Here is a 20,265-nt window from a genome sequence, read left to right as displayed (position 1 = left end):
GCTTCGGCGGGGTTCTTCGTTTCTACCTCTTGAATGTTTCGTCAGAACAAACTGGAGCGCTTATGTCACCAGAAACACAGCAACTTACATCCAAGGCTTTATCTCTCATCGAGCAGTCCCGATACAGAATGGGCACATCTCGGTTTGTTGAGGCCTTTATTGACCAGTGGGCATACTTGCAGACTGGCCTATACCCAGCCAAGGAGGAGATCCCGGAAGAACTTCAGCCGGTCGCCTTCGAGCTCTCTCACGTCCTGTCTGCCGCCATTAAGCGCGACCCCACCAGCGATGTTTTGGGTTACGTCCTAAGCATGTCTGGCTTCCACAAGAAGGGCACCAATTACTTCCCCACTCCTCCAGAGATTGGCCGCTTGATGTCACTCATTGTTGGCTCACAGTCTTCGGCAGACTTTTATGAGCCCTGCTGTGGTTCTGGCATCAACGCCATTCACTGGATGGAAAACCTGATCGAGAACCACGGTCCCGAAGCATTGAGAGAAGCCTCAATCTACCTGGAAGACATCGATCCGTTGATGGTGAAGTGCTGCATGATCCAGCTATTCCATTATTTCGAGTCCCGCAATACCACTCCCAAAACGCTGAGTATCGTCGGCATAGACACCCTTAGCAGACGAACCAAGAACATCGCCTACTACGCCGAAAAACCTCCAGCAACCGCCGCTACCGTGGCAGCATAAAAAAACCCGCCGATTGGCGGGTTTTGCATTCAATGCGCTGCTCTATGGCACCTTACAGTTTTCCGTACCGGTTCAAGAACGAAGACCTGTCTAAGATCCCCCAGTCTGTCAGCATGTAGTAGCCGGTGGCACCTCGTTCGCCGGTAGACTCCCTGACGAACAAGATATTCATTCCGAACTCATCACGCAGGGCAGACAACTGTCTCTTGATCGTTGATTCAGGAATATTTGTTGCCTTGTGAAGGTCTTGGAGACTTGGCTTCTCCGTTTTAGACAGGGCATTCACCAAAGCAAATTTTCTTTTCATGTCCTGTGAGATCTTCATATTCACCTGTTCTTGACAGGCCCAACCTCTCTGGCTGGGCCTCCTTTATTAGCCTTCGACACTCAGGAGTTCAATGTCTGACACAGGCACATGAACATGCTTTTCCTTGCCTTCGCCATCGAGCGTTTTAACCCAGACAGTAGACGGAACCAGAGCAACACGGTCGGTCATGATGACTCCACGTTTGGTCTCGCCATCCAGGTTAACGTTGACAGCAAAAATCAAACTGTCAGCCCGGACGTTCTTCCATTCCTTGTCCTTCGGCAGAGGAGGAAGAGCATCACCGCCTTCTTCATCTTTGTCCTTGCCGCTGTTATCTGGCTGCTTGACAGGATCTTTGTGCTCACCCTCTTCATCACGCAAAGGGTCTTCGTCATCATCGTCCTGACCATTGGAATTTTTACCCCCTTCCAGTTCCTCCTGGGCAAGGTTCAGGTCGTCATTCCCGGTTTGTTCCGACGTACCATCCCCACCCGAGTTGAGGGATTGCTCGTCGGTGTTGCCAGCGCCAAGCTCATCATTCTGGTGGGAGCCAGTCAGTGGGCCTTTTTCCATTTCGTCTTTGATACGTTTGGCATCATTCAGCAGCTCACGGCTTTGTTTACGAGTAATCCCGTCAGACATAGCCACCGCGCAGACGGCGCGACATCTTTCTTCATTCAGATCGAACAAGAGACGAAGGTTATTCAAGGTCTCTGTATCAGAACATACTTCATTATCGTATAACTCACGCACACAGTCAGGTAGCTTGAGCAACGACAGATGCGTAGATACGAAAGTGATATTCTTACCGAGCCGATCAGCAATATCCTTTTGCTTCCAACCTTCTTCAATAAACAGGTTTAACGCCTCGGCAATCTCTACCGGAGTCAAGTCATCCCGCTGGATGTTTTCGATCAGCTCACCAGCAGTCTCGTCCAAGTTGTTCTGGACCTTATCATTCACCACCAAGTCAATGGTCTCGATACCAGCGTGTTTACACGCTCTCCAACGCCGCTCCCCTTTTTGGATGACGAACTTGCCTTCTTCGTTCTTCGGGAACACGATGATCGGAGACTGCTGCCCTTCGGTCAGCAAGGTTGCCGCCAGCTCTTCAATGTTACGGAAGCGCTTACGAACCTGGACCTTGGATACAACGTCGTCAACAGGTACGGTAAGAACCTCTTTGCCTTTCTTGCCTTTGGCGGCTTTAGCAAGTTCGGACAGGCCTTTTAAATTGTTCAATGCCATCGCTTAGCCCACCTTCTCTAATAGTTCTTCCAACACCGCCTCAACTTCTTTGGCCGCGACATGTCCATAGCGAAGCTCCCAGACAGGGATGCCATCAGTCGTCGCCGTATCGAGCGGAGGCCGGTGCATAATTTTGTTCTCAAACAACAGATCCGGAACTGTGTTCTCCAGCGACTTGAGGGCTTTGTCGTGATTGACAGAGCGGTCCATGTCGTTGATCACGATGCCCAGGATCTCCAAATCTTGGTTGTACGCCTCGCGCACACCAATAATCGTGTTCAGGAGACCTTCTACGCCGTCCACAGCGAAGCCAGAGAGCTTTACTGGACATGCCACATGGGTAGACATCACCAACGCTGCCACCAGCTTTCTGCCGAGGCTAGGCGGACAATCAATCAGCACGTAGTCGTAGTTCTCAAACAGCTCAGCCAAATGGCGAGCCGGATTCATGGCCTGGTCAAGAGGCACAGCCTCCATCTCAAACAGATCCGGGTCGTTTTTCGGCGTATGAATGAGGTCTGCACCGCAAGGGCAGTGCATGACCTCAATGCCGTCCAGCTCGTAAGCGAACAGCTCTGCGGTTTTGGTTCCTGTGAGGATGGGCTCGTAGTCACCATCCTCAAGCTCTCGTCTGGGGGCCAGTCGAGAGGACGTGTTCCCCTGACCATCCATATCCAAGACCAGCACTTTCTTTTTCTTCTGTAACGCCAGATAAAAGGCCTGCTGGATACAGAGGGTACTCTTACCCACTCCGCCTTTCTGGTTGGCGAAGCTGATTACTTTTGCCATACCCACCTCTATTTTGGTTTCTCGCAGGTGATCAAGACCACCCCCAAACTTTCACATGTGAAAGATTGTAGCGATCATAAAATGATACTGCAATATCTAATTATGGTTCTGTTAAAACAAACTTTAAACAAAAAAACGGCCATGAAGGCCGCTTATTGACAAGGTTTGTGCTGTCAGCGCAATTGATTTGCTGCTCCAAGCCCATTCGCCAATAACTGCATCGCATCGTTGAACAGCGCGGAGCCCCGTTCCGGTGTGAGCAATTCCGGCATATCTTCTCGCGGCCAAGTACCGGCTACTTGAATGAGCAAACTGGCAGCCCAGTGGATCTGCTTTTCTTCACTTTCATCGGCCAGAGTGCATACGACGGGGAAACCGTACTTACGCCCCCAGCGACTCACCTCTTTGAACGATACCAGCTCAGGCTTTTGCAAATCCCGGCTGTAGGCCTCAGCTATCATGTGGTTCAGTTCTTTAGCGTCCATTTATCCCACTCTATTGTAAACAAGACATTTTTATCTTTTATATTCAATGGCTTATTTTCCTGCTAATTGGTAATACCATGAAAAATACCATGCTCAGAAAAGGCTTAACAATATTTTGAAAAATTGCCTACTGAGCGCTGCCGCACAGCTCCATAGGCCGCTTTCCTGGCTTTGCTTCCAGATGTATGCTATTCTGCTCCTGCAGCTAATGGATCACCGCAAACAGGTTACTCGCCTGGGGATTCCCTTTCGACCCGAGCATCCGTATGAGACTCATGCTCGATTATTATTATTATAGAAGCCCCCATGAATAAATCGCTCATCATTTTCGGCATCGTCAACATAACCTCGGACAGTTTCTCCGATGGAGGCCGGTATCTGGCGCCAGACGCAGCCATTGCGCAGGCGCGTAAGCTGATGGCCGAGGGGGCAGATGTGATCGACCTCGGTCCGGCATCCAGCAATCCCGACGCCGCGCCTGTTTCGTCCGACACAGAAATCGCGCGTATCGCGCCGGTGCTGGACGCGCTCAAGGCAGATGGCATTCCCGTCTCGCTCGACAGTTATCAACCCGCGACGCAAGCCTATGCCTTGTCGCGTGGTGTGGCCTATCTCAATGATATTCGCGGTTTTCCAGACGCTGCGTTCTATCCGCAATTGGCGAAATCATCTGCCAAACTCGTCGTTATGCATTCGGTGCAAGACGGGCAGGCAGATCGGCGCGAGGCACCCGCTGGCGACATCATGGATCACATTGCGGCGTTCTTTGACGCGCGCATCGCGGCGCTGACGGGTGCCGGTATCAAACGCAACCGCCTTGTCCTTGATCCCGGCATGGGGTTTTTTCTGGGGGCTGCTCCCGAAACCTCGCTCTCGGTGCTGGCGCGGTTCGATGAATTGCGGCTGCGCTTCGATTTGCCGGTGCTTCTGTCTGTTTCGCGCAAATCCTTTCTGCGCGCGCTCACAGGCCGTGGTCCGGGGGATGTCGGGGCCGCGACACTCGCTGCAGAGCTTGCCGCCGCCGCAGGTGGAGCTGACTTCATCCGCACACACGAGCCGCGCCCCTTGCGCGACGGGCTGGCGGTATTGGCGGCGCTGAAAGAAACCGCAAGAATTCGTTAACTGCACATTCGGGATATTTCTCTATATTCGCGGTTCAGCAGGCATGTCCCCTTTGAGGGCGACCCGACGACAGGATAATCGACCTTATGGTGCGCAAATATTTCGGCACAGACGGTATTCGTGGCAAAGCCAACGAAGGCGCGATGACGGCGGAAACCGCCTTGCGCGTCGGCATGGCGGCTGGCCGTGTCTTTCGTCGCGGTGACCACCGCCATCGTGTCGTGATCGGCAAGGATACGCGCCTGTCGGGCTATATGCTTGAACCCGCGCTCACAGCCGGTTTCACCTCGATGGGCATGGACGTATTCCTTTTTGGCCCGCTGCCGACAACGTATAGGAAGAATAAACGCCCTTTTCACCCAAGTCCAACAGCTTTGGACCGCAGTTGACTCTTTCGACACCCCTGCGATGCAACCCAATCCGGCTGACGGGGAGCCAGCAACGCTGAAAATTTACCCTCCTCTTTCCCACTAGCGGCTCCTTTTCCGACAACCAGCACGGCGGATCCCTGCCGCGGCGCTGTGAACGCAGCATTTTGATTGGTATCGTTGGCCTTCAGGCTCGTCAGTCAAACAGACCCAGGAGCAGCTCAGCCGGTGGCGCCCGGCTTTCGGGTAACGCCCTGGTCCCGCTGGTTTCGGCTTTGTGCTTCAGGTGATCAAGGATCTGCTTGATCACTATAGGGTCTTCAATGCAGGCGATGACTTTCATGGCGCCGCCGCAGCCGCTGCAGGTCTCGATGTCGATATTGAAAACACGCTTGAGCCGTTGCGCCCATGTCATCGACGCTCGCCGTTGTGCTGGTGTTGCCGGTTCATCAGCCACCCTGACCTTGTTGCCCCTGCCCCGTTTTGCCGGCGTGACCAACGCCCGGTGCCGACTGTTGGGTGCGAACACCCCGTGGAAGCGGGTTAGGTTGACTCTGGGCTTCGGTACCAGGGCGGCCAGCCTTGCAATGAAATCCAATGGTTCGAAAATGACGTGCGTGGTGCCGTCCCGGTACGGCGTCTTGAGCTGGTAGCGCACGTTGCCGCCTCGTGTTAACGACAGCCGCTTCTCGGATACCGCCGGGCGGCTGATGTACCGGCACAGCCGTTCGAGCTTCTTGCGTTCATCGGCCCTGGCCGCCACGCCGGCGTGCAGGCTGGACCCGGCTACCTTGCCAATCCCGTCACCGAACGGATCACCACTGGTCGGCAGAGTTTGCAAAGTGAACACCTTTCGCCCCGCCTGTGAACCGACAGCGATACGGTAAGTGATCGAGTGCCCCAGCAGGGGTGTCATCGGGTCGTCATCCACCGCATCCGAGGCCAGATAGCTGTTTTCGACATCCCGTTCCAGCAGGCCTTGCCGTTCCAGATAGCGACCCACCCGGTGGGCGATGGTGTGCGTCAGCTGGGTGAGCTCTGGGCTGGTCGGCGCCTTGACCCAGCGGAAACGCGCTGAGCCGTGGGATTGCTCGACATACACACCGTCGAGAAACAGCATGTGGAAGTGAACATTCAGATTGAGCGCCGATCCAAAACGCTGGATCAGGGTGACCGCGCCCGTCTTGGCCACTTGGTGGGTATGGCCCGCTTTCTTGACCAGGTGCGTGGCAATGACGCGGTAAACGATGCCCAGCACCCACCCCATGATCTCGGGCCGGCTGGCAAACAGGAAACGCAGCTGAAACGGGAAGCTCAACACCCACTGACGCATGGGTTGTTCAGGCAGTACTTCATCAACCAGCAAGGCGGCACTTTCGGCCATCCGCCGCGCCCCACAGCTCGGGCAGAAACCGCGACGCTTACAGCTGAAAGCGACCAGGTGCTCGGCGTGGCAAGACTCGCAGCGAACCCGTAGAAAGCCATGCTCCAGCCGCCCGCATTGGAGAAATTCTTCAAATTCCCGTTGCACATAGCCCGGCAATTCCTTTCCCTGCTCTGCCATAAGCGCAGCGAATGCCGGGTAATACTCGTCAACGATCTGATAGAGAAGGGTTTGCTCGGGTCGGTGGCTCTGGTAACGACCAGTATCCCGATCCCGGCTGGCCGTCCTGGCCGCCACATGAGGCATGTTCCGCGTCCTTGCAATACTGTGTTTACATACAGTCTATCGCTTAGCGGAAAGTTCTTTTACCCTCAGCCGAAATGCCTGCCGTTGCTAGACATTGCCAGCCAGTGCCCGTCACTCCGCGGTCTTCACTGCGTGATCGAGTTGATCGACACCCGCCGTGACACGCTCCATGAAGTGCCTGCCTGCGTCTGTTAGCCGAACGCCCCGCGCATGGCGCTCAAATAGCAGGACACCAAGGTTATCCTCCAGCGCTTTCACACGCGCGCTGACGCTCGACTGGCTGATACCAAGTGCCTTGGCCGCATGCCGAAAATTCAGATGCTCGGCGACGGCGATGAACTGAACAAGGGAAATGAGCGGTATCCTGCCAGACAGGATACCGACATTCACGAGGTTTCGATGGTTAGTGCGCCGCATCGGAGCGGGCCTGCTACCAGTCGTCGGTTAGACGACTGGCGACTTCTCGGTGGCAGCCCCACGGAGCCGAAGGAGCACCAGCCCCAACGAAACCAGTACCGCCATCGCCGTGGCGTAACAGATCACGGGCCACGCTGTGTCACCGTTTAAAAGTGCCACCGCCAATGTCCCGACAATGCTGACTATCAGGCTTTGAACGCAGAAGTAGAACGCGACCGCTGATCCCGCGATGTCGTCGAACTCTGCCAAAGCGCCGTTCGCGGTAACGGACACCGTGAAGACAATACCGACCGCGACAACCCACATCGGTAGGATGAAGGTGAGGAATGACGGCGAGCCGTAAAGTTCGCCGATCCCCAACAGGACCGCTCCGCAAACAAGCAACGCCATCCCACGCGCCACGCATCCTGCGATGCCCCATCTGGCGACAAAGGACTTCGCGAAACGGGTTGTCACGATCATTACAAGCGCGACAGTGGCGAAGGCAAAGCTGAATCCGATCTCGGAATATTCCGCTTGGCCTATGAGCACACGGGGAGCCGTCGAGAAGAAGACGAAGAAGGTGCCCATACCGGCGCTAAAGCCGACAGTGTAAACCCAAAAAGCCGGACTCGCGAAGATCGGCAAGACAGATCGGCGCGTCTTGACTTGATCCAGAGGGCGGGTTTCGTGCCACCTGAAACCCGCATTTAGGAGTGCGAGCATCGCCAGTATAGCCAAAGTAATGAATATCGCCTGCCATCCCAAGAACTCGCCGATCAATGCTCCGGCGATAGGGCCGAGCGCAGGCACGAACGCCAGCATCGAACTGAAAAGGCCGTAGATGACGACACCCTCAGGACGGTTGGCATAAACGTCGCGAACCGTCGCGAACGTCGCCACCAGCATGGCCGACGCGCCCACTGCTTGAAGTAGACGGAAAGCGACAAAGGCCGGTGCAGTTGAAGACCAAGCTGCTCCCAGAGACGCAATGACGAAAGCCGTTGCGCCCGCAAGTAGAATTGGCCGTCGCCCGATTCTGTCTGAGAGCGGACCAAAAATCACCTGGCCCACGCCGAGCATCACCATATAGAGGCTCAACGTGAGTTGGATCATAGCGGGCGTCGTGTTCAGGATGCCGGGCATCGCTGGAACGACAGGGAGATAAATATCCATCGCCAGTGAAGCGAGGATGTCGAAAGGAGCCATCAGCAGCAGTGCTGCCGGCAGCGTATAGGCCCACGCGGGGCGTGTGGTGGTCATGACGAATCAACCCTCGATTAAGGAATACCGGGCGACGTCTGCTCGTCAGCAATCAGATGAGACTAGCCTTACAGAGCGCCGCAACAACAATACTGGTTGTTGCGGCTTACTTGTCTGCTGACTTGGAATTTCCCATCTGATTACTCCACGCTTACGAATATGAATTGCTACATTTTATCCGATTATCTTTTGCTTCGCAATGCGGCATGGGCGCACTCAGCGTTCCAGCCCCCTCTGCCGCCCTAACTGCCACGACACCGACCCGCCCTGCACGATGCCCATAACCTCGCGGCCGAGTTGGCGGTCGATGATCGGCCGCCACGGGACAAGGGTGAACTCATGGGATTTCTCGACCACGGCGAACTTGCCGCTCGATAGATGCACGGTTCCGGTAAACTTGCCGCTGACGCTCTCGCCGTCCGTGGCGGCGCGGAACGGCAGGCCCTTACTCAAAGCCATATCCGATCCGACGCCGGCTACCTCGCGCTCCCGCAGGATGGCGAGAAGGTTGCGCCGGTAGAAGACGCGGCTGTCCCGGCTGCGGGTGGCGTCGCCCTGTTCGATATGGTGCTCGCGGCGCTGGTCCATGGCTTCGCGGACTTGTTGCCCGAAGCCGGTTGGCGCAAGGTCGGCCGTCTCGCCGTGGATCAGCCGCCGGTCCAGCCAGGTCGCGCCGTCCGATCCGATCTGTTTGTTCAGATCGACCGGGGAAAGGACGCGAACGCTGGCCTGACTGTCTCGGCCGGCGTCATGGGCGGCGGCACGGCTGACCAGATCATCGGGGATGCGCCATTGGTCGGCGTCGATCCGCTCGACGATACCGGCCCGGCGTAGCGCCTCCAGCCGGCGCACATGGGCATCGACATAGCCCTCATAGTCGCCGCCTGGAACGCGGCACGTATAGGAAGAATAAACGGCACTGTTGCAAATAGTCGGTGGTGATAAACTTATCATCCCCTTTTGCTGATGGAGCTGCACATGAACCCATTCAAAGGCCGGCATTTTCAGCGTGACATCATTCTGTGGGCCGTACGCTGGTACTGCAAATACGGCATCAGTTACCGTGAGCTGCAGGAGATGCTGGCTGAACGCGGAGTGAATGTCGATCACTCCACGATTTACCGCTGGGTTCAGCGTTATGCGCCTGAAATGGAAAAACGGCTGCGCTGGTACTGGCGTAACCCTTCCGATCTTTGCCCGTGGCACATGGATGAAACCTACGTGAAGGTCAATGGCCGCTGGGCGTATCTGTACCGGGCCGTCGACAGCCGGGGCCGCACTGTCGATTTTTATCTCTCCTCCCGTCGTAACAGCAAAGCTGCATACCGGTTTCTGGGTAAAATCCTCAACAACGTGAAGAAGTGGCAGATCCCGCGATTCATCAACACGGATAAAGCGCCCGCCTATGGTCGCGCGCTTGCTCTGCTCAAACGCGAAGGCCGGTGCCCGTCTGACGTTGAACACCGACAGATTAAGTACCGGAACAACGTGATTGAATGCGATCATGGCAAACTGAAACGGATAATCGGCGCCACGCTGGGATTTAAATCCATGAAGACGGCTTACGCCACCATCAAAGGTATTGAGGTGATGCGTGCACTACGCAAAGGCCAGGCCTCAGCATTTTATTATGGTGATCCCCTGGGCGAAATGCGCCTGGTAAGCAGAGTTTTTGAAATGTAAGGCCTTTGAATAAGACAAAAGGCTGCCTCATCGCTAACTTTGCAACAGTGCCGTCTTCCTTCACCACCAGCAGCTCGACGCCGTCCAGCTTCACTTCGGTGCCGCTGTACTTGCCGAACAGCACCTTGTCGCCGACCTTGACCTGCGGCGCGCGGACCTGGCCGTTGTCCAGCACCTTGCCGGTGCCGACGGCGACGACTTCGCCCTTGATCGGCTTCTCGGTGGCCGAATCCGGGATCACGATCCCGCCGGCGGACAGCTTCTCTTCTTCCATGCGCTTGATGACCACGCGGTCGTGCAGCGGCTTGATATTGGACATGGCAACCTCGGTAAATGGTTGATTGACGTGGAAAAACCCGGCGATTTTAGCAGTCGCGCGAAGCGAGTGCCAAACCGCGGACAACAGAACCGGGCGAACCCGGCATGCCACCGAGATGGGGCGGGCCCGCCGACTTTCAAGGGCCGCACGCGGATGTCCGCCAGGCCCGCCGGATCGGGGCAGCCGCTACCCTATGCCGGTGAGCGCCCTGATCTGCTTCTGCACCTGTCCCGACGCCGACAGCGCCGAGCGCATCGCCACCGCGCTGGTGGCCGAGCGCCTGGCCGCCTGCGTCAACCTCCTGCCCGGCCTGCGTTCGGTCTATCGCTGGCAACGCAAGGTCGAGGCCGCGGCCGAGGTCCTGCTGCTGGTCAAGACCAGTGCCGAGGCCTACCCCGCCCTGCAGGAACGCCTGCGCCAACTGCATCCCTACGAACTCCCGGAGCTGCTCGCGGTCGAAGCCGCGTCCGGCCTGCCCGAATACCTGCAATGGCTGGCCGCCGAGAGCCGACCGGTAAACTGAGCCAATGACCGCATCCACGATCCGCCTGCGCCGCTGGCTGGCCGGGCTCGCCCTGCTGCTTGCGCTGCCCGCGACCTCGGCCGTCGCCCAGGACTTCGAACTGCCGCCGGTCGACGAGGTCTTCGTCCTGTCCGCGCAGGCCACCGCGCCGGACCGCATCGAGGTGCGCTGGCGGATCGCCGACGGCTATTACCTGTACCGGCACCGCACCTCGGTCAAGGCCGATGCCGCCTTCACCGGCGCGACCATGGCGCTGCTGAAGGGCAAGGCCTACCGCGACGAATTCTTCGGCGACGTCGAAACCTACCGCAAGGAATTGCTCGGCACCCTCACCGGCACGCCCGCGGCCGGCGCGAGCGCGACCACCCTGACCGTGAAGTACCAGGGCTGCGCCGATGCCGGCGTGTGCTACCCGCCGCAGACCCGCACCCTGAAGGTCGCGTTGCCGGGCGAAGCGGGCGCTGGCGGCTTCGGCTGTAAGGCGCGCGGGCTGCATGATTATGTCGTCAAGAACGGCTCTGCCGATCATCCCAACGCCGAGGTGAAATTCGCACTGGGTGATGTGGTCAACACCATGATCGGCTGCACTAATGGTGAAACGATCATGCTGTGCCACGACACCTCGCTGCCGCGCCCCTATTCTCTCGGCTTTCGGGTGCAAGGCACCGAGGGGCTGTGGATGGACGTCAACAAGTCGATCTATCTGGAGGGCAAGAGCCCACAGCCGCACCGCTGGGAGCCTGCCGAGGGCTGGTTTGCGAAATACGATCACCCGCTATGGAAACGCTACGCCGATCTGGCGGCAGGGGCCGGGCATGGCGGGATGGACTGGTTCGTGATCCACGCTTTTGTCGAGGCGCTGAAGGCCAAGGCCCCGATGCCAATCGACATTTACGACGCGCTGGCCTGGAGCGCGATCACGCCTCTGTCGGAACAATCGATTGCTGAGGGCAATCGCACGTTAGATTTTCCCGACTTCACCCGAGGGCAGTGGCGCACCCGCAAGCCGATCTTTGCGCTGAACGACGCCTATTGATCGACGCGATTTAGGCCAAGCGCACCGCAAAGGCGAAATTGGTAATCTTGTCGGTATCCTTGACGCCCGGCGCGCTTTCGACGCCGCTGGAGGTATCGACCAGCGGCGCTCCGGTGCGCGCAATCGCCTCGGCAACATTCGTCGGATTTAGCCCGCCTGCCAGCCCCCACGGCAAGGCACCGCGATATCCGGCCAGCAGCGACCAGTCGAACGCCAACCCCATGCCGCCGGGCAGCGCGCCTTTGGGGGTCTTGGCGTCGAACAAGATCAAGTCCGCCGCCCCGGCATAGGCTGCGGCGCGTGCGACATCGCTGGCGCTGGCGACGGGCAGCGCCTTCCACACCGGCTTGCCAAACCGCGCGCGCAACTGGGCCACGCGTTCGGGCGATTCCGAACCGTGCAGCTGCAGCGCGTTCAGCTTGGCTGCCACCAGTGCGTCGGCGATGACAGCATCATCCGCATCGACGAACAAACCGACCATGGCGATCTGGCCAGCTGCGCGCGATGTCAAAGCGCCCGCGACATTCGACGTAACCGCACGGGGCGACGCTGGATAGAACACCAACCCGGCATAGTCCGCCCGCGCCGCGATGGTCGCATCGAGCGCCTCGGGTGTGCTGATCCCGCAAATCTTGATTTTCGCGGGCATGCGGTCAGTCGGGGTTCTGGATCAGCCGCACCAGCGTGCAGTCGGGATCGATCAGGTAGCCGATCCTCAGGCCGCTCGCCTCCAGTTGCGGAGCTTTGAAGCGCGGCCAGCCGGTGCTTTTTTCCTCGGCTCCCGCCGCGTTCACCAATGCCACCATGGCATCGAGATCATCCAACCGCAGGCAACAGCCGAACGAGCTCGTAGCTGGGTCGAGGTCAGGATAGGGGAAGAATTCGAGCTGCAAACCGCCGCGCTGCAGGATCATCCAGCCGCGATCCTTCCAACTCGTCGCAAAGCCCAGCTTCGCATAAAACGCCTCTGTCACATCGAAATCGCGCGATGGCAGATTGGGGGTGACGTGGTCAGCCATGGCTCAGCGCAGCTTGTCGGCCATGCGGGCCGTATGAGTGATTGCGGCGCGGCTATCGGGGGCGGAATGGCTCATCACGATCATGCTGGCCTTGGGGAACGCCGCACCAAACGCGCGCGCTGACGCGGCGTAGTGCTCAGTGTCGGCATCACCGAGATTGCCGAGCGACTTGGCCTTGCTGTCCTTGATCAGGCAGCCACCAAAAGCGATGTCGGTGCCGTCGATCCCAACGGTGATATTGTCACTGGTGTGGCCGGGGCCGGGGTAAAATACCTTGAGCGGGCCAAAGTTGGGCGCGGTTGCTGGTTCGACCCAGCCATTGGCGGCGAAAGTCAGGCTGTGTTGCGCCGCAACCATCCCCTCTTGCGGGGCAAGCTGGTTCGACAACGCATTGGCATAAGTCGCAATCCCCGCCGCATGCAGCGCGTCCATACCGCCCATCTTGTCCTGATGCGCGTGAGTCACCACCGCCAGCGCGACCGGCAGGTTGATCTCCTGCTTGATCCAGTTGAGGATCTGGGCGGTCTGGTCATCGGTCCAGGCGGTATCGACCACCAGCACGCGGCCGCCATCCCTGACGATCAAACCGTTGGAAGCGACTGCCCCGAAACCCGGCATGTCGAGATAGGAAGTGTGCTGCCAGACATTCGGTGCGAGCTGGCGGAAAACCAGATCGCCAAACCGTTGGTCGCCAGTTTCCATTTGCTGGCCAATCGTCGGGCGGATTTCACCGGGCATGCACCCGCTCAGCATCAATGCAGCGGCTAATGCGGTGCTCAGCTTCGCGACCGGGTGCATAATATTGGGCAATTCCATCAAGTTTTCCTTTTATTCAGCATTAAAAACCCCGCAAATGCGAGGCCTAGTAAATAGATGATCTTAATTTGGTTCACTGTAGCAAAAATATGGGGCGAATTCAAACATGAGGTGCGACAGTTTCAAAAGCCATATGATAATCAACAAGCTGAGCAAATTTCTCTAATGGTGTAAGCCAATCTAACGCCTTTCTAGGGAAGGTGCGAACAAGTCCCTGATATGAGATCATGTTTGTCATCTGGAGCCATGAAACAGGGTTCATCATGAGTCATCAGCTCACCTTCGCCGACAGTGAATTCAGCAGTAAGCGCCGTCAGACCAGAAAAGAGATTTTCCTCTCCCGCATGGAGCAGATTCTGCCATGGCAAAACATGGTGGAAGTCATCGAGCCGTTTTATCCCAAGGCTGGTAATGGCCGGCGACCTTATCCGCTGGAAACCATGCTACGCATTCACTGCATGCAGCATTGGTACAACCTGAGCGATGGCGCGATGGAAGATGCTCTGTACGAAATCGCCTCCATCCGTCTGTTTGCCCGGTTATCCCTGGATAGCGCCTTGCCGGACCGCACCACCATCATGAATTTCCGCCACCTGCTGGAGCAGCATCAACTGGCCCGCCAATTGTTCAAGACCATCAATCGCTGGCTGGCCGAAGCAGGCGTCATGATGACTCAAGGCACCTTGGTCGATGCCACCATTATTGAGGCACCCAGCTCGACCAAGAACAAAGAGCAGCAACGCGATCCGGAGATGCATCAGACCAAGAAAGGCAATCAGTGGCACTTTGGCATGAAGGCCCACATTGGTGTCGATGCCAAGAGTGGCCTGACCCACAGCCTAGTCACCACCGCGGCCAACGAGCATGACCTCAATCAGCTGGGTAATCTGCTTCATGGAGAGGAGCAATTTGTCTCAGCCGATGCCGGCTACCAAGGAGCGCCACAGCGCGAGGAGCTGGCCGAGGTGGATGTGGACTGGCTGATCGCCGAGCGTCCCGGCAAGGTAAAAACCTTGAAGCAGCATCCGCGCAAGAACAAAACGGCCATCAACATCGAATACATGAAAGCCAGCATCCGTGCCAAGGTGGAGCACCCGTTTCGCATCATCAAGCGGCAGTTCGGCTTCGTGAAAGCCAGATACAAGGGGCTGCTGAAAAACGATAACCAACTAGCGATGTTATTCACCCTGGCCAACCTGTTTCGGGTGGACCAGATGATACGTCAGTGGGAGAGATCGCACTAAAAACTGGGAATAACGCCTGAAATGGCGAAGAAACGGTCTAAATGGGCTGATTCAAGGCATTTACGGGAGAAAAAACGGCTCAAACAGGAAAAAATGAAATGACTGAGTCAGCCGAGAAGAATTTCCCCGCTTATTCGCACCTTCCCTAGGACGAGTATTCAGTGACATGGCAACTTGATTTAAATAATGCTGATCTGCCTGATTTAAATCAATCCCTTTAGGTAAATATTGCCTAATTAAACCATTCATATTTTCGCATGTGCCTTTTTGCCAGGGTGAATGTGGGTCACAGAAATATACATCTATGCCTAAATCTTCTTCGAGTATTTTATGTTCTGACATCTCACGTCCACGGTCATAGGTCAACGTTTTACGCAGTTCTGCAGGTAAATATTTCAGAGCTTCAGTTAAAGCCTTGCGCACTGATTCTGCCTTTGCATCAGGTAATGTTGCCAAGATACAGAGCCGTGTATTTCGTTCAATAAGTGTTGCTATCGAACTTTTATTGTCTTTACCTTTAATTAAATCAGCTTCCCAATGACCCGGTATTTTTCTTTCTTGAACTTCGGCTGGGCGCTCATGAATAGTTTTAATATCCTGTAATATAGAATCTTTTTTAGGTTCACCGTTAGCTTTTCGCTTTTTATTTTCATGACGTAGACAGGATAATAAGTCTTTTTTCAACTCACCCTTGGGTAATGCTCGTATCGTTGAATAAATCGTTGTATGGCTTACATTCATTGTTTGATCCAAATCAGGAAATGTCTTTAAACGCTTTGCTATTTGCTGAGGAGACCATAAACAACGGATCGCTTCAACAATAAATTTCCAGAGGATTGAATCGATTTTGAGTTTTCTGTGACCACGTCTACGTCTAGCAAAAGTGTTATCAGAAGCATATTGAGCTTGATAAACGTCATTGATGCTATTTCTTTTAAGCTCACGATAGATCGTACTAGGATGTCTTTTAATGAGTTCAGCAAATTTTCTGGCTGAAAAGCCTTCTTTTCTTGACTCAAGCATTAATGCAGTACGATCTTCAAAGTTAAGATGATGGTATGACAATTTTATATACTCCATAAACCCTTTAAATTAATTAGGTGGTTTATGTCGCACTTCAAGTTTTACTCTGCCCTCCATTGTTTTCAATTTATCGGATTTCTAAAAACATGAGATATATGTTTCAATAAAAGTTTTTAAGAACTTTATACACCAAATACCAATGCTTCACTTATGATAAAGTGGATTAAAATTGCAGAAAATGGGTAAATCCATAAAAAATGTCAACATCTTCAAATATACAATTGTATTTCAATTTCCGTTGTTTATAGTTGGAACATTTTTTTAAATCTCTACACTCAAGGTTAGATTTATGTCTACTGCTCATAAAAAAGCATCCTTATTGCAAAAAGTCAGTAAAGGACTCACAGTTGGTTCAGTCATTACAGGAAGCACGTTTTTACATGGTCCCCCTGTTTTGGCACTCGGTTTTACCAAGCTGTTTAAAAAATCAAAAAAAGTAGACGAAACCAATATTCAATTGGCCAATAGCTGGATTGGTGTAAACAACCACCTGATTGAAAAGGTGCTGCCAAACCTAAAGTGGGATATGGGTATAGGAAGTTCAACCGCCCTTTTTGGCGAGTCTGGCGGGTAGGAAGCGGCCGCGCAAGCGCCGCTTTGGGCACAGATCGGGCACAGATCGGGGGTTCATGCGTGGGTTTTCGACATCGCGGGGCCACGCAGCGGCTCAGTGCGTAGCCATTTCTCACCGAATCCCGGCACAGGGCCGAGCGCAGCCCTGCGGGGTCGTGGCCGCATCGGATCGGACTCTGGCTTGGCTGCCGGCTGTGTGGCCGGCGCCTCATCACGCGGCGGGCGGCGGGGCGCGCGCTGCGGGCCGGTAGTGCGCTTGCTCCAGCGCGCCGTGTTTCTCGAAGTGGGCGAGGATGGCGCGAATGGCCTTGGGGTCTTCGATGCTGGCGACGATCCGCACCGCGCCGCCGCAGTGGGCGCAGGTGGTGATGTCGATGGAAAAGACCCGCTTGAGCCGTTGCGCCCAGCTCATCGCACGGCGCTTCTGCTCGGGGCTGCGCGGCTCGTCGTGGGCGCTGACGTCCACTGGCGCCGCATCGCCCGCAGGCCGCCTGCCGCGCCCCGAGGGCGTCAGCTGCGCGCGCAGGTTTGCATTCGGGGCGAATACGCCGTGGAAGCGGGTGAGATGCGCGCGTGGCGGCGGGACCAGTGCCGCCAGCTTGGCGATGAAGTCCACCGCATCCCATTCGACATGCGTGGTGCCATTGCGCCACGGCGTCTTGAGCTGGTAACGCACCCTGCCCTGTGGCGAGATCGATAGCCGCTGCTCGCTGATCGCCGGGCGCGTGATGTAGCGGCACAGCTTTTCGAGCTTGTGGCTTTCGTGTGCTTCCGCGGCCACGCCGGCATGCAGCGAGAAGCCGCCGACCTTGCCGGCGTCGCCCTCCAGCGGACCGGCGTCGCCAGGCAGCGTTTGCAGCGTGACGACCTTGCGGCCAGCGTCGCGACCGGTGGCGATGCGGTAGGTCATCGAACTCATCCGCAGCCCATCCATGCCGTCGTCGCTACCCGCGCTGTCGGACAGGAACACGGATTCGTCTTCGCCTTCGAGCCAGCCGCGGCGCGACAGGTGCCGGCACACGCGATGCGCGATGGTGTTGGCCAGTTCCGTCAGTTGCGCCGATGTGGGCGCACGGGTGCGGTGCAGGCGCGGCTTGCGCTGCGGACGCTCGGTGGTGTCCTCGTACACGCCGTCGAGCCACAGCATGTGGAAGTGGATGTTGAGATTCAGCGCGCTGCCGAAGCGCTGGATCAGGGTCACCACGCCGCATTGCGCCGTATCCCGCGGCACGCCGGCCTGATCGGCAAGCCAACCGGCGATCACACGATGCACGATGCCCAGCACCGGGCCGATCGCCTCAGGCTTGCTGGCGAACAGGAAGCGCAACGGGTACGGGAAACTCAGCACCCATTGCCGCACCGGCCGCGGGCCGAACACCTCGTCCACCAGATGCCGCGCCGACTCGGCCATGCGCCGTGCGCCGCAGCTCGGGCACAGCCCGCGCTTCTTGCAGGAATACGCCACCAGCCTCTCGGCACGACAGTGCTCGCAGACCACGCGCAGGAAGCCGTGCTCGAGCACGCCGCAGCGCAGGTAGGTCTCGAACTCCTCGCGCACATACTCGGGCAGCGGGCGGTCTTCGGCCTCAAGACGCGCGATGAAGTCCGGGTAGTGCGCCTGCACTAGCGCGTACAGCAGCGTGCGCTCGGGCAGGTGGCGCGCGTAACGCGCAGCGGCGTGGGCGGCCGGCAGTGGCGCGCACACCTCGGCCTGCCGCCGGGGTGCGGTCAGGCGCGGCACGCAGCGCTCCGTTGCAGGGACGGCTGCTCAGGGTTGCGCCCGCGAGCACGCGTTCATATCGGCGTTTTCTGATCTTCGCGTCAGACATTGCCGCGGGGCGGGTAGGAAGTCTCCCGCCTCGGACGCCAGAACGCACAAAGCCCGGCACGAGGCCGGGCTTTGTGGTCTTGCTTGATGGATCGCGGGGCTTAGAAATCCATGCCGCCCATGCCGCCCATGCCGCCGCCGGCCGGCATCGCCGGCTCGTCCTTCTTCGGGGCCTCGGCCACCATCGCTTCGGTGGTGATCATCAGGCCCGCGATCGACGCGGCGTTCTGCAGCGCGGTGCGGGTGACCTTGGTCGGGTCCAGGATGCCGAACTCGATCATGTCGCCGAACTCGCCGTTGGCGGCGTTGTAGCCGAACGCACCCGAACCTTCGACCACGCGGTTGAGGATGACCGACGGCTCATCGCCGGCATTGGTCACGATCTCGCGCAGCGGGGCTTCCATCGCGCGCAGGGCGATCTGGATGCCGTGGTTCTGGTCTTCGTTCACGCCCTTGATGCCGGCGATCGCCGCCTTGGCACGGATCAGGGCGACGCCGCCGCCCGGGACGATGCCTTCCTCGACGGCCGCACGGGTCGCGTGCAGGGCGTCTTCGACGCGCGCCTTCTTTTCCTTCATCTCGACTTCGGTGGCGGCACCGACCTTGATCACCGCAACGCCGCCGGCCAGCTTGGCCACGCGCTCCTGCAGCTTCTCGCGGTCGTAGTCGGAGGAGGTCTCCTCGATCTGCGCCTTGATCTGCTTGATGCGCGCCTCGATGCCCGCGCCTTCGCCGGCGCCATCGATGATGGTGGTGTTTTCCTTCGACACCTGGATCTTCTTGGCGCGGCCGAGGTCCTTGATGGTGGCCTTCTCCAGCGACAGGCCGACTTCCTCGGAAATCACCACGCCGCCGGTCAGGATCGCCATGTCTTCCAGCATCGCCTTGCGACGGTCGCCGAAGCCCGGGGCCTTCACCGCGCAGACCTTGACGATGCCGCGGATGGTGTTGACCACCAGGGTCGCCAGCGCTTCGCCTTCGACTTCCTCCGCCACGATCAGCAGCGGCTTGCCGGCCTTGGCCACGCCCTCGAGGACGGGCAGCAGGTCGCGCACGTTGGAGATCTTCTTGTCGTACAGCAGGATGAAGGGATCATCCAGGTCGGCCGACATCGACTGCTGGTTGTTGACGAAGTACGGGCTCAGGTAGCCGCGGTCGAACTGCATGCCCTCGACCACGTCGAGTTCGTTGTCCAGGCCGCTGCCTTCCTCGACCGTGATCACGCCTTCCTTGCCGACCTTGTCCATCGCCTGCGCGATCAGGTCGCCGATGTTGGCATCCGAGTTCGCGGAGATCGCGCCGACCTGGGCGATTTCCTTGCTGGTCGACGACGGCTTGGACAGCGACTTCAGTTCGCCGACCGCGGCCTTCACCGCCTGGTCGATGCCGCGCTTCAGGTCCATCGGGTTCATGCCGGCGGCGACCGCCTTCATGCCCTCGCGGATGAACGCCTGCGCCAGCACGGTGGCGGTGGTGGTGCCGTCGCCGGCGTTGTCGGAGGTCTTGGAAGCGACTTCCTTCACCATCTGCGCGCCCATGTTCTCGAACGCGTCAGCCAGTTCGATTTCCTTGGCGACGGAGACGCCGTCCTTGGTGATGGTCGGCGCGCCGTAGCTCTTCTGCAGCACGACGTTGCGGCCCTTCGGGCCGAGGGTCGCCTTCACGGCGTTGGCGAGCACGTTGACGCCGCGCACCATCTTGGAGCGCGCGTCTTCGCCGAAACGAATGTCCTTGGCAGCCATTGCGAATTACCTCGAAAAATTATTCGGATGAGA

General features: G+C 57.5%; 18 protein-coding genes and 7 pseudogenes. 9 read left to right on the top strand and 16 right to left on the bottom strand.

The window, feature by feature from the left end; translation table 11 throughout:
- The first annotated feature begins 62 nt into the window (after nt 1–62).
- Nucleotides 63–698 carry an N-6 DNA methylase gene (locus SB028_RS19905; RefSeq protein ID WP_000074431.1) on the top strand — a complete coding sequence of 212 codons (636 nt, stop codon included), beginning with the start codon at nt 63–65 and terminating at the stop codon, nt 696–698.
- 52 nt (nt 699–750) lie between these two features.
- Here the strand turns inward: SB028_RS19905 and SB028_RS19900 are convergent, their stop codons facing one another.
- The 4 genes from SB028_RS19900 to SB028_RS19885 form a co-directional block, all read right to left on the bottom strand.
- Entirely contained in the window at nt 751–1,023 is a 273-nt protein-coding gene (locus tag SB028_RS19900; RefSeq protein ID WP_000703827.1) for a helix-turn-helix domain-containing protein, read from the bottom strand.
- A gap of 48 nt (nt 1,024–1,071) precedes the next feature.
- Complete coding sequence (locus SB028_RS19895; protein WP_001207227.1) at nt 1,072–2,253, bottom strand: ParB/RepB/Spo0J family partition protein; 1,182 nt, start codon at nt 2,251–2,253, stop codon at nt 1,072–1,074.
- A gap of 3 nt (nt 2,254–2,256) precedes the next feature.
- Nucleotides 2,257–3,042, bottom strand: coding sequence for a ParA family protein (locus SB028_RS19890; RefSeq protein ID WP_001151304.1), 786 nt, complete (start codon nt 3,040–3,042; stop codon nt 2,257–2,259).
- A gap of 173 nt (nt 3,043–3,215) precedes the next feature.
- Entirely contained in the window at nt 3,216–3,527 is a 312-nt protein-coding gene (locus SB028_RS19885) for a hypothetical protein (RefSeq protein ID WP_000338945.1), read from the bottom strand.
- 306 nt (nt 3,528–3,833) lie between these two features.
- Between SB028_RS19885 and sul2 the strand changes: the two genes are divergently transcribed.
- Nucleotides 3,834–4,649 (top strand): sulfonamide-resistant dihydropteroate synthase Sul2, encoded by an 816-nt coding sequence (sul2, locus tag SB028_RS19880; RefSeq protein ID WP_001043260.1) that lies wholly within the window; start codon nt 3,834–3,836, stop codon nt 4,647–4,649.
- An 86-nt stretch (nt 4,650–4,735) separates the two neighbouring features.
- Nucleotides 4,736–4,978 (top strand): annotated as a pseudogene (glmM, locus tag SB028_RS19875) (phosphoglucosamine mutase); the annotation flags it as partial.
- 235 nt (nt 4,979–5,213) lie between these two features.
- Here glmM and SB028_RS19870 read toward each other — a convergent pair.
- From SB028_RS19870 to SB028_RS19855, 4 genes and pseudogenes are all read right to left on the bottom strand, one after another.
- The gene (locus SB028_RS19870; protein WP_001120888.1) at nt 5,214–6,707 is read right to left on the bottom strand and encodes an IS91-like element ISVsa3 family transposase; all 1,494 of its coding nucleotides are present in this window, start codon (nt 6,705–6,707) and stop codon (nt 5,214–5,216) included.
- Between the two features lie 111 nt (nt 6,708–6,818).
- Entirely contained in the window at nt 6,819–7,124 is a 306-nt protein-coding gene (locus SB028_RS19865; protein ID WP_001255015.1) for a LysR family transcriptional regulator, read from the bottom strand.
- 27 nt (nt 7,125–7,151) lie between these two features.
- Nucleotides 7,152–8,366 carry a chloramphenicol/florfenicol efflux MFS transporter FloR gene (gene floR, locus SB028_RS19860; RefSeq protein ID WP_000214119.1) on the bottom strand — a complete coding sequence of 405 codons (1,215 nt, stop codon included), beginning with the start codon at nt 8,364–8,366 and terminating at the stop codon, nt 7,152–7,154.
- A gap of 216 nt (nt 8,367–8,582) precedes the next feature.
- Nucleotides 8,583–9,260, bottom strand: a pseudogene (locus tag SB028_RS19855) (DUF3363 domain-containing protein); the annotation flags it as partial.
- A gap of 84 nt (nt 9,261–9,344) precedes the next feature.
- On the opposite strand from SB028_RS19855, the gene SB028_RS19850 reads away from it, so the two are divergent.
- Nucleotides 9,345–10,049, top strand: a complete 705-nt coding sequence (locus tag SB028_RS19850; protein ID WP_001067855.1) for an IS6-like element IS26 family transposase — start codon at nt 9,345–9,347, stop codon at nt 10,047–10,049.
- A gap of 40 nt (nt 10,050–10,089) precedes the next feature.
- Here the strand turns inward: SB028_RS19850 and groES are convergent.
- Nucleotides 10,090–10,368, bottom strand: a pseudogene (gene groES / locus SB028_RS19845) (co-chaperone GroES); the annotation flags it as partial.
- Between the two features lie 193 nt (nt 10,369–10,561).
- Here groES and cutA point away from each other — a divergent pair.
- The 3 genes and pseudogenes from cutA to SB028_RS19830 all read left to right on the top strand — a co-directional run.
- Entirely contained in the window at nt 10,562–10,891 is a 330-nt protein-coding gene (gene cutA, locus SB028_RS19840; protein ID WP_004201171.1) for a divalent-cation tolerance protein CutA, read from the top strand.
- Nucleotides 10,892–10,895: 4 nt separating this feature from the next.
- Nucleotides 10,896–11,270 (top strand): annotated as a pseudogene (locus SB028_RS19835) (protein-disulfide reductase DsbD domain-containing protein); the annotation flags it as partial.
- A 90-nt stretch (nt 11,271–11,360) separates the two neighbouring features.
- Nucleotides 11,361–11,927: pseudogene (locus SB028_RS19830) on the top strand (twin-arginine translocation (TAT) pathway signal sequence domain protein); the annotation flags it as partial.
- Between the two features lie 10 nt (nt 11,928–11,937).
- On the opposite strand, the gene SB028_RS19825 reads toward SB028_RS19830, so the two are convergent.
- From SB028_RS19825 to SB028_RS19810, 4 genes and pseudogenes are all read right to left on the bottom strand, one after another.
- Entirely contained in the window at nt 11,938–12,576 is a 639-nt protein-coding gene (locus SB028_RS19825; protein ID WP_004201168.1) for a phosphoribosylanthranilate isomerase, read from the bottom strand.
- 4 nt (nt 12,577–12,580) lie between these two features.
- On the bottom strand, nt 12,581–12,946 hold the full coding sequence (ble, locus tag SB028_RS19820; RefSeq protein ID WP_004201167.1) for a bleomycin binding protein Ble-MBL: 366 nt from the start codon (nt 12,944–12,946) through the stop codon (nt 12,581–12,583).
- Nucleotides 12,947–12,949: 3 nt separating this feature from the next.
- Nucleotides 12,950–13,762, bottom strand: coding sequence for a subclass B1 metallo-beta-lactamase NDM-1 (locus tag SB028_RS19815; protein WP_004201164.1), 813 nt, complete (start codon nt 13,760–13,762; stop codon nt 12,950–12,952).
- Between the two features lie 100 nt (nt 13,763–13,862).
- Nucleotides 13,863–13,970: pseudogene (locus SB028_RS19810) on the bottom strand (IS30 family transposase); the annotation flags it as partial.
- A gap of 55 nt (nt 13,971–14,025) precedes the next feature.
- Here SB028_RS19810 and SB028_RS19805 point away from each other — a divergent pair.
- Nucleotides 14,026–15,006, top strand: a complete 981-nt coding sequence (locus tag SB028_RS19805) for an IS5-like element IS5 family transposase (protein WP_317751721.1) — start codon at nt 14,026–14,028, stop codon at nt 15,004–15,006.
- Nucleotides 15,007–15,066: 60 nt separating this feature from the next.
- Here the strand turns inward: SB028_RS19805 and SB028_RS19800 are convergent, their stop codons facing one another.
- The gene (locus tag SB028_RS19800; protein WP_396415744.1) at nt 15,067–16,029 is read right to left on the bottom strand and encodes an IS30 family transposase; all 963 of its coding nucleotides are present in this window, start codon (nt 16,027–16,029) and stop codon (nt 15,067–15,069) included.
- 349 nt (nt 16,030–16,378) lie between these two features.
- Between SB028_RS19800 and SB028_RS19795 the strand changes: the two are divergent.
- Nucleotides 16,379–16,624, top strand: a pseudogene (locus tag SB028_RS19795) (hypothetical protein); the annotation flags it as partial.
- 249 nt (nt 16,625–16,873) lie between these two features.
- Here the strand turns inward: SB028_RS19795 and SB028_RS19790 are convergent.
- Entirely contained in the window at nt 16,874–18,367 is a 1,494-nt protein-coding gene (locus SB028_RS19790; RefSeq protein WP_043907034.1) for an IS91 family transposase, read from the bottom strand.
- 224 nt (nt 18,368–18,591) lie between these two features.
- Nucleotides 18,592–20,232: a chaperonin GroEL gene (gene groL / locus SB028_RS19785; RefSeq protein ID WP_004201176.1), complete on the bottom strand. Its 1,641-nt coding sequence runs from the start codon at nt 20,230–20,232 to the stop codon at nt 18,592–18,594.
- Nucleotides 20,233–20,265: the final 33 nt, after the last annotated feature.

The sequence above is a fragment of the Proteus vulgaris genome (assembly GCF_033708015.1).
Classification (GTDB): Bacteria; Pseudomonadota; Gammaproteobacteria; order Enterobacterales; family Enterobacteriaceae; genus Proteus.
The sequence above is the reverse complement of the archived record's forward strand: the minus strand, read 5'-3'. Positions and strand labels throughout refer to the sequence as shown.

Excerpts from the sequence above, each read along its gene's own strand:
- SB028_RS19905 (WP_000074431.1), top strand. The coding sequence starts at position 63 with ATGTCACCAGAAACACAGCAACTTACATCCAAGGCTTTATCTCTCATC.
- SB028_RS19900 (WP_000703827.1), bottom strand. The coding sequence starts at position 1,023 with ATGAAGATCTCACAGGACATGAAAAGAAAATTTGCTTTGGTGAATGCC.
- SB028_RS19895 (WP_001207227.1), bottom strand. The coding sequence starts at position 2,253 with ATGGCATTGAACAATTTAAAAGGCCTGTCCGAACTTGCTAAAGCCGCC.
- SB028_RS19890 (WP_001151304.1), bottom strand. The coding sequence starts at position 3,042 with ATGGCAAAAGTAATCAGCTTCGCCAACCAGAAAGGCGGAGTGGGTAAG.
- SB028_RS19885 (WP_000338945.1), bottom strand. The coding sequence starts at position 3,527 with ATGGACGCTAAAGAACTGAACCACATGATAGCTGAGGCCTACAGCCGG.
- sul2 (WP_001043260.1), top strand. The coding sequence starts at position 3,834 with ATGAATAAATCGCTCATCATTTTCGGCATCGTCAACATAACCTCGGAC.
- SB028_RS19870 (WP_001120888.1), bottom strand. The coding sequence starts at position 6,707 with ATGCCTCATGTGGCGGCCAGGACGGCCAGCCGGGATCGGGATACTGGT.
- SB028_RS19865 (WP_001255015.1), bottom strand. The coding sequence starts at position 7,124 with ATGCGGCGCACTAACCATCGAAACCTCGTGAATGTCGGTATCCTGTCT.
- floR (WP_000214119.1), bottom strand. The coding sequence starts at position 8,366 with ATGACCACCACACGCCCCGCGTGGGCCTATACGCTGCCGGCAGCACTG.
- SB028_RS19850 (WP_001067855.1), top strand. The coding sequence starts at position 9,345 with ATGAACCCATTCAAAGGCCGGCATTTTCAGCGTGACATCATTCTGTGG.
- cutA (WP_004201171.1), top strand. The coding sequence starts at position 10,562 with ATGCCGGTGAGCGCCCTGATCTGCTTCTGCACCTGTCCCGACGCCGAC.
- SB028_RS19825 (WP_004201168.1), bottom strand. The coding sequence starts at position 12,576 with ATGCCCGCGAAAATCAAGATTTGCGGGATCAGCACACCCGAGGCGCTC.
- ble (WP_004201167.1), bottom strand. The coding sequence starts at position 12,946 with ATGGCTGACCACGTCACCCCCAATCTGCCATCGCGCGATTTCGATGTG.
- SB028_RS19815 (WP_004201164.1), bottom strand. The coding sequence starts at position 13,762 with ATGGAATTGCCCAATATTATGCACCCGGTCGCGAAGCTGAGCACCGCA.
- SB028_RS19805 (WP_317751721.1), top strand. The coding sequence starts at position 14,026 with ATGAGTCATCAGCTCACCTTCGCCGACAGTGAATTCAGCAGTAAGCGC.
- SB028_RS19800 (WP_396415744.1), bottom strand. The coding sequence starts at position 16,029 with ATGCTTGAGTCAAGAAAAGAAGGCTTTTCAGCCAGAAAATTTGCTGAA.
- groL (WP_004201176.1), bottom strand. The coding sequence starts at position 20,232 with ATGGCTGCCAAGGACATTCGTTTCGGCGAAGACGCGCGCTCCAAGATG.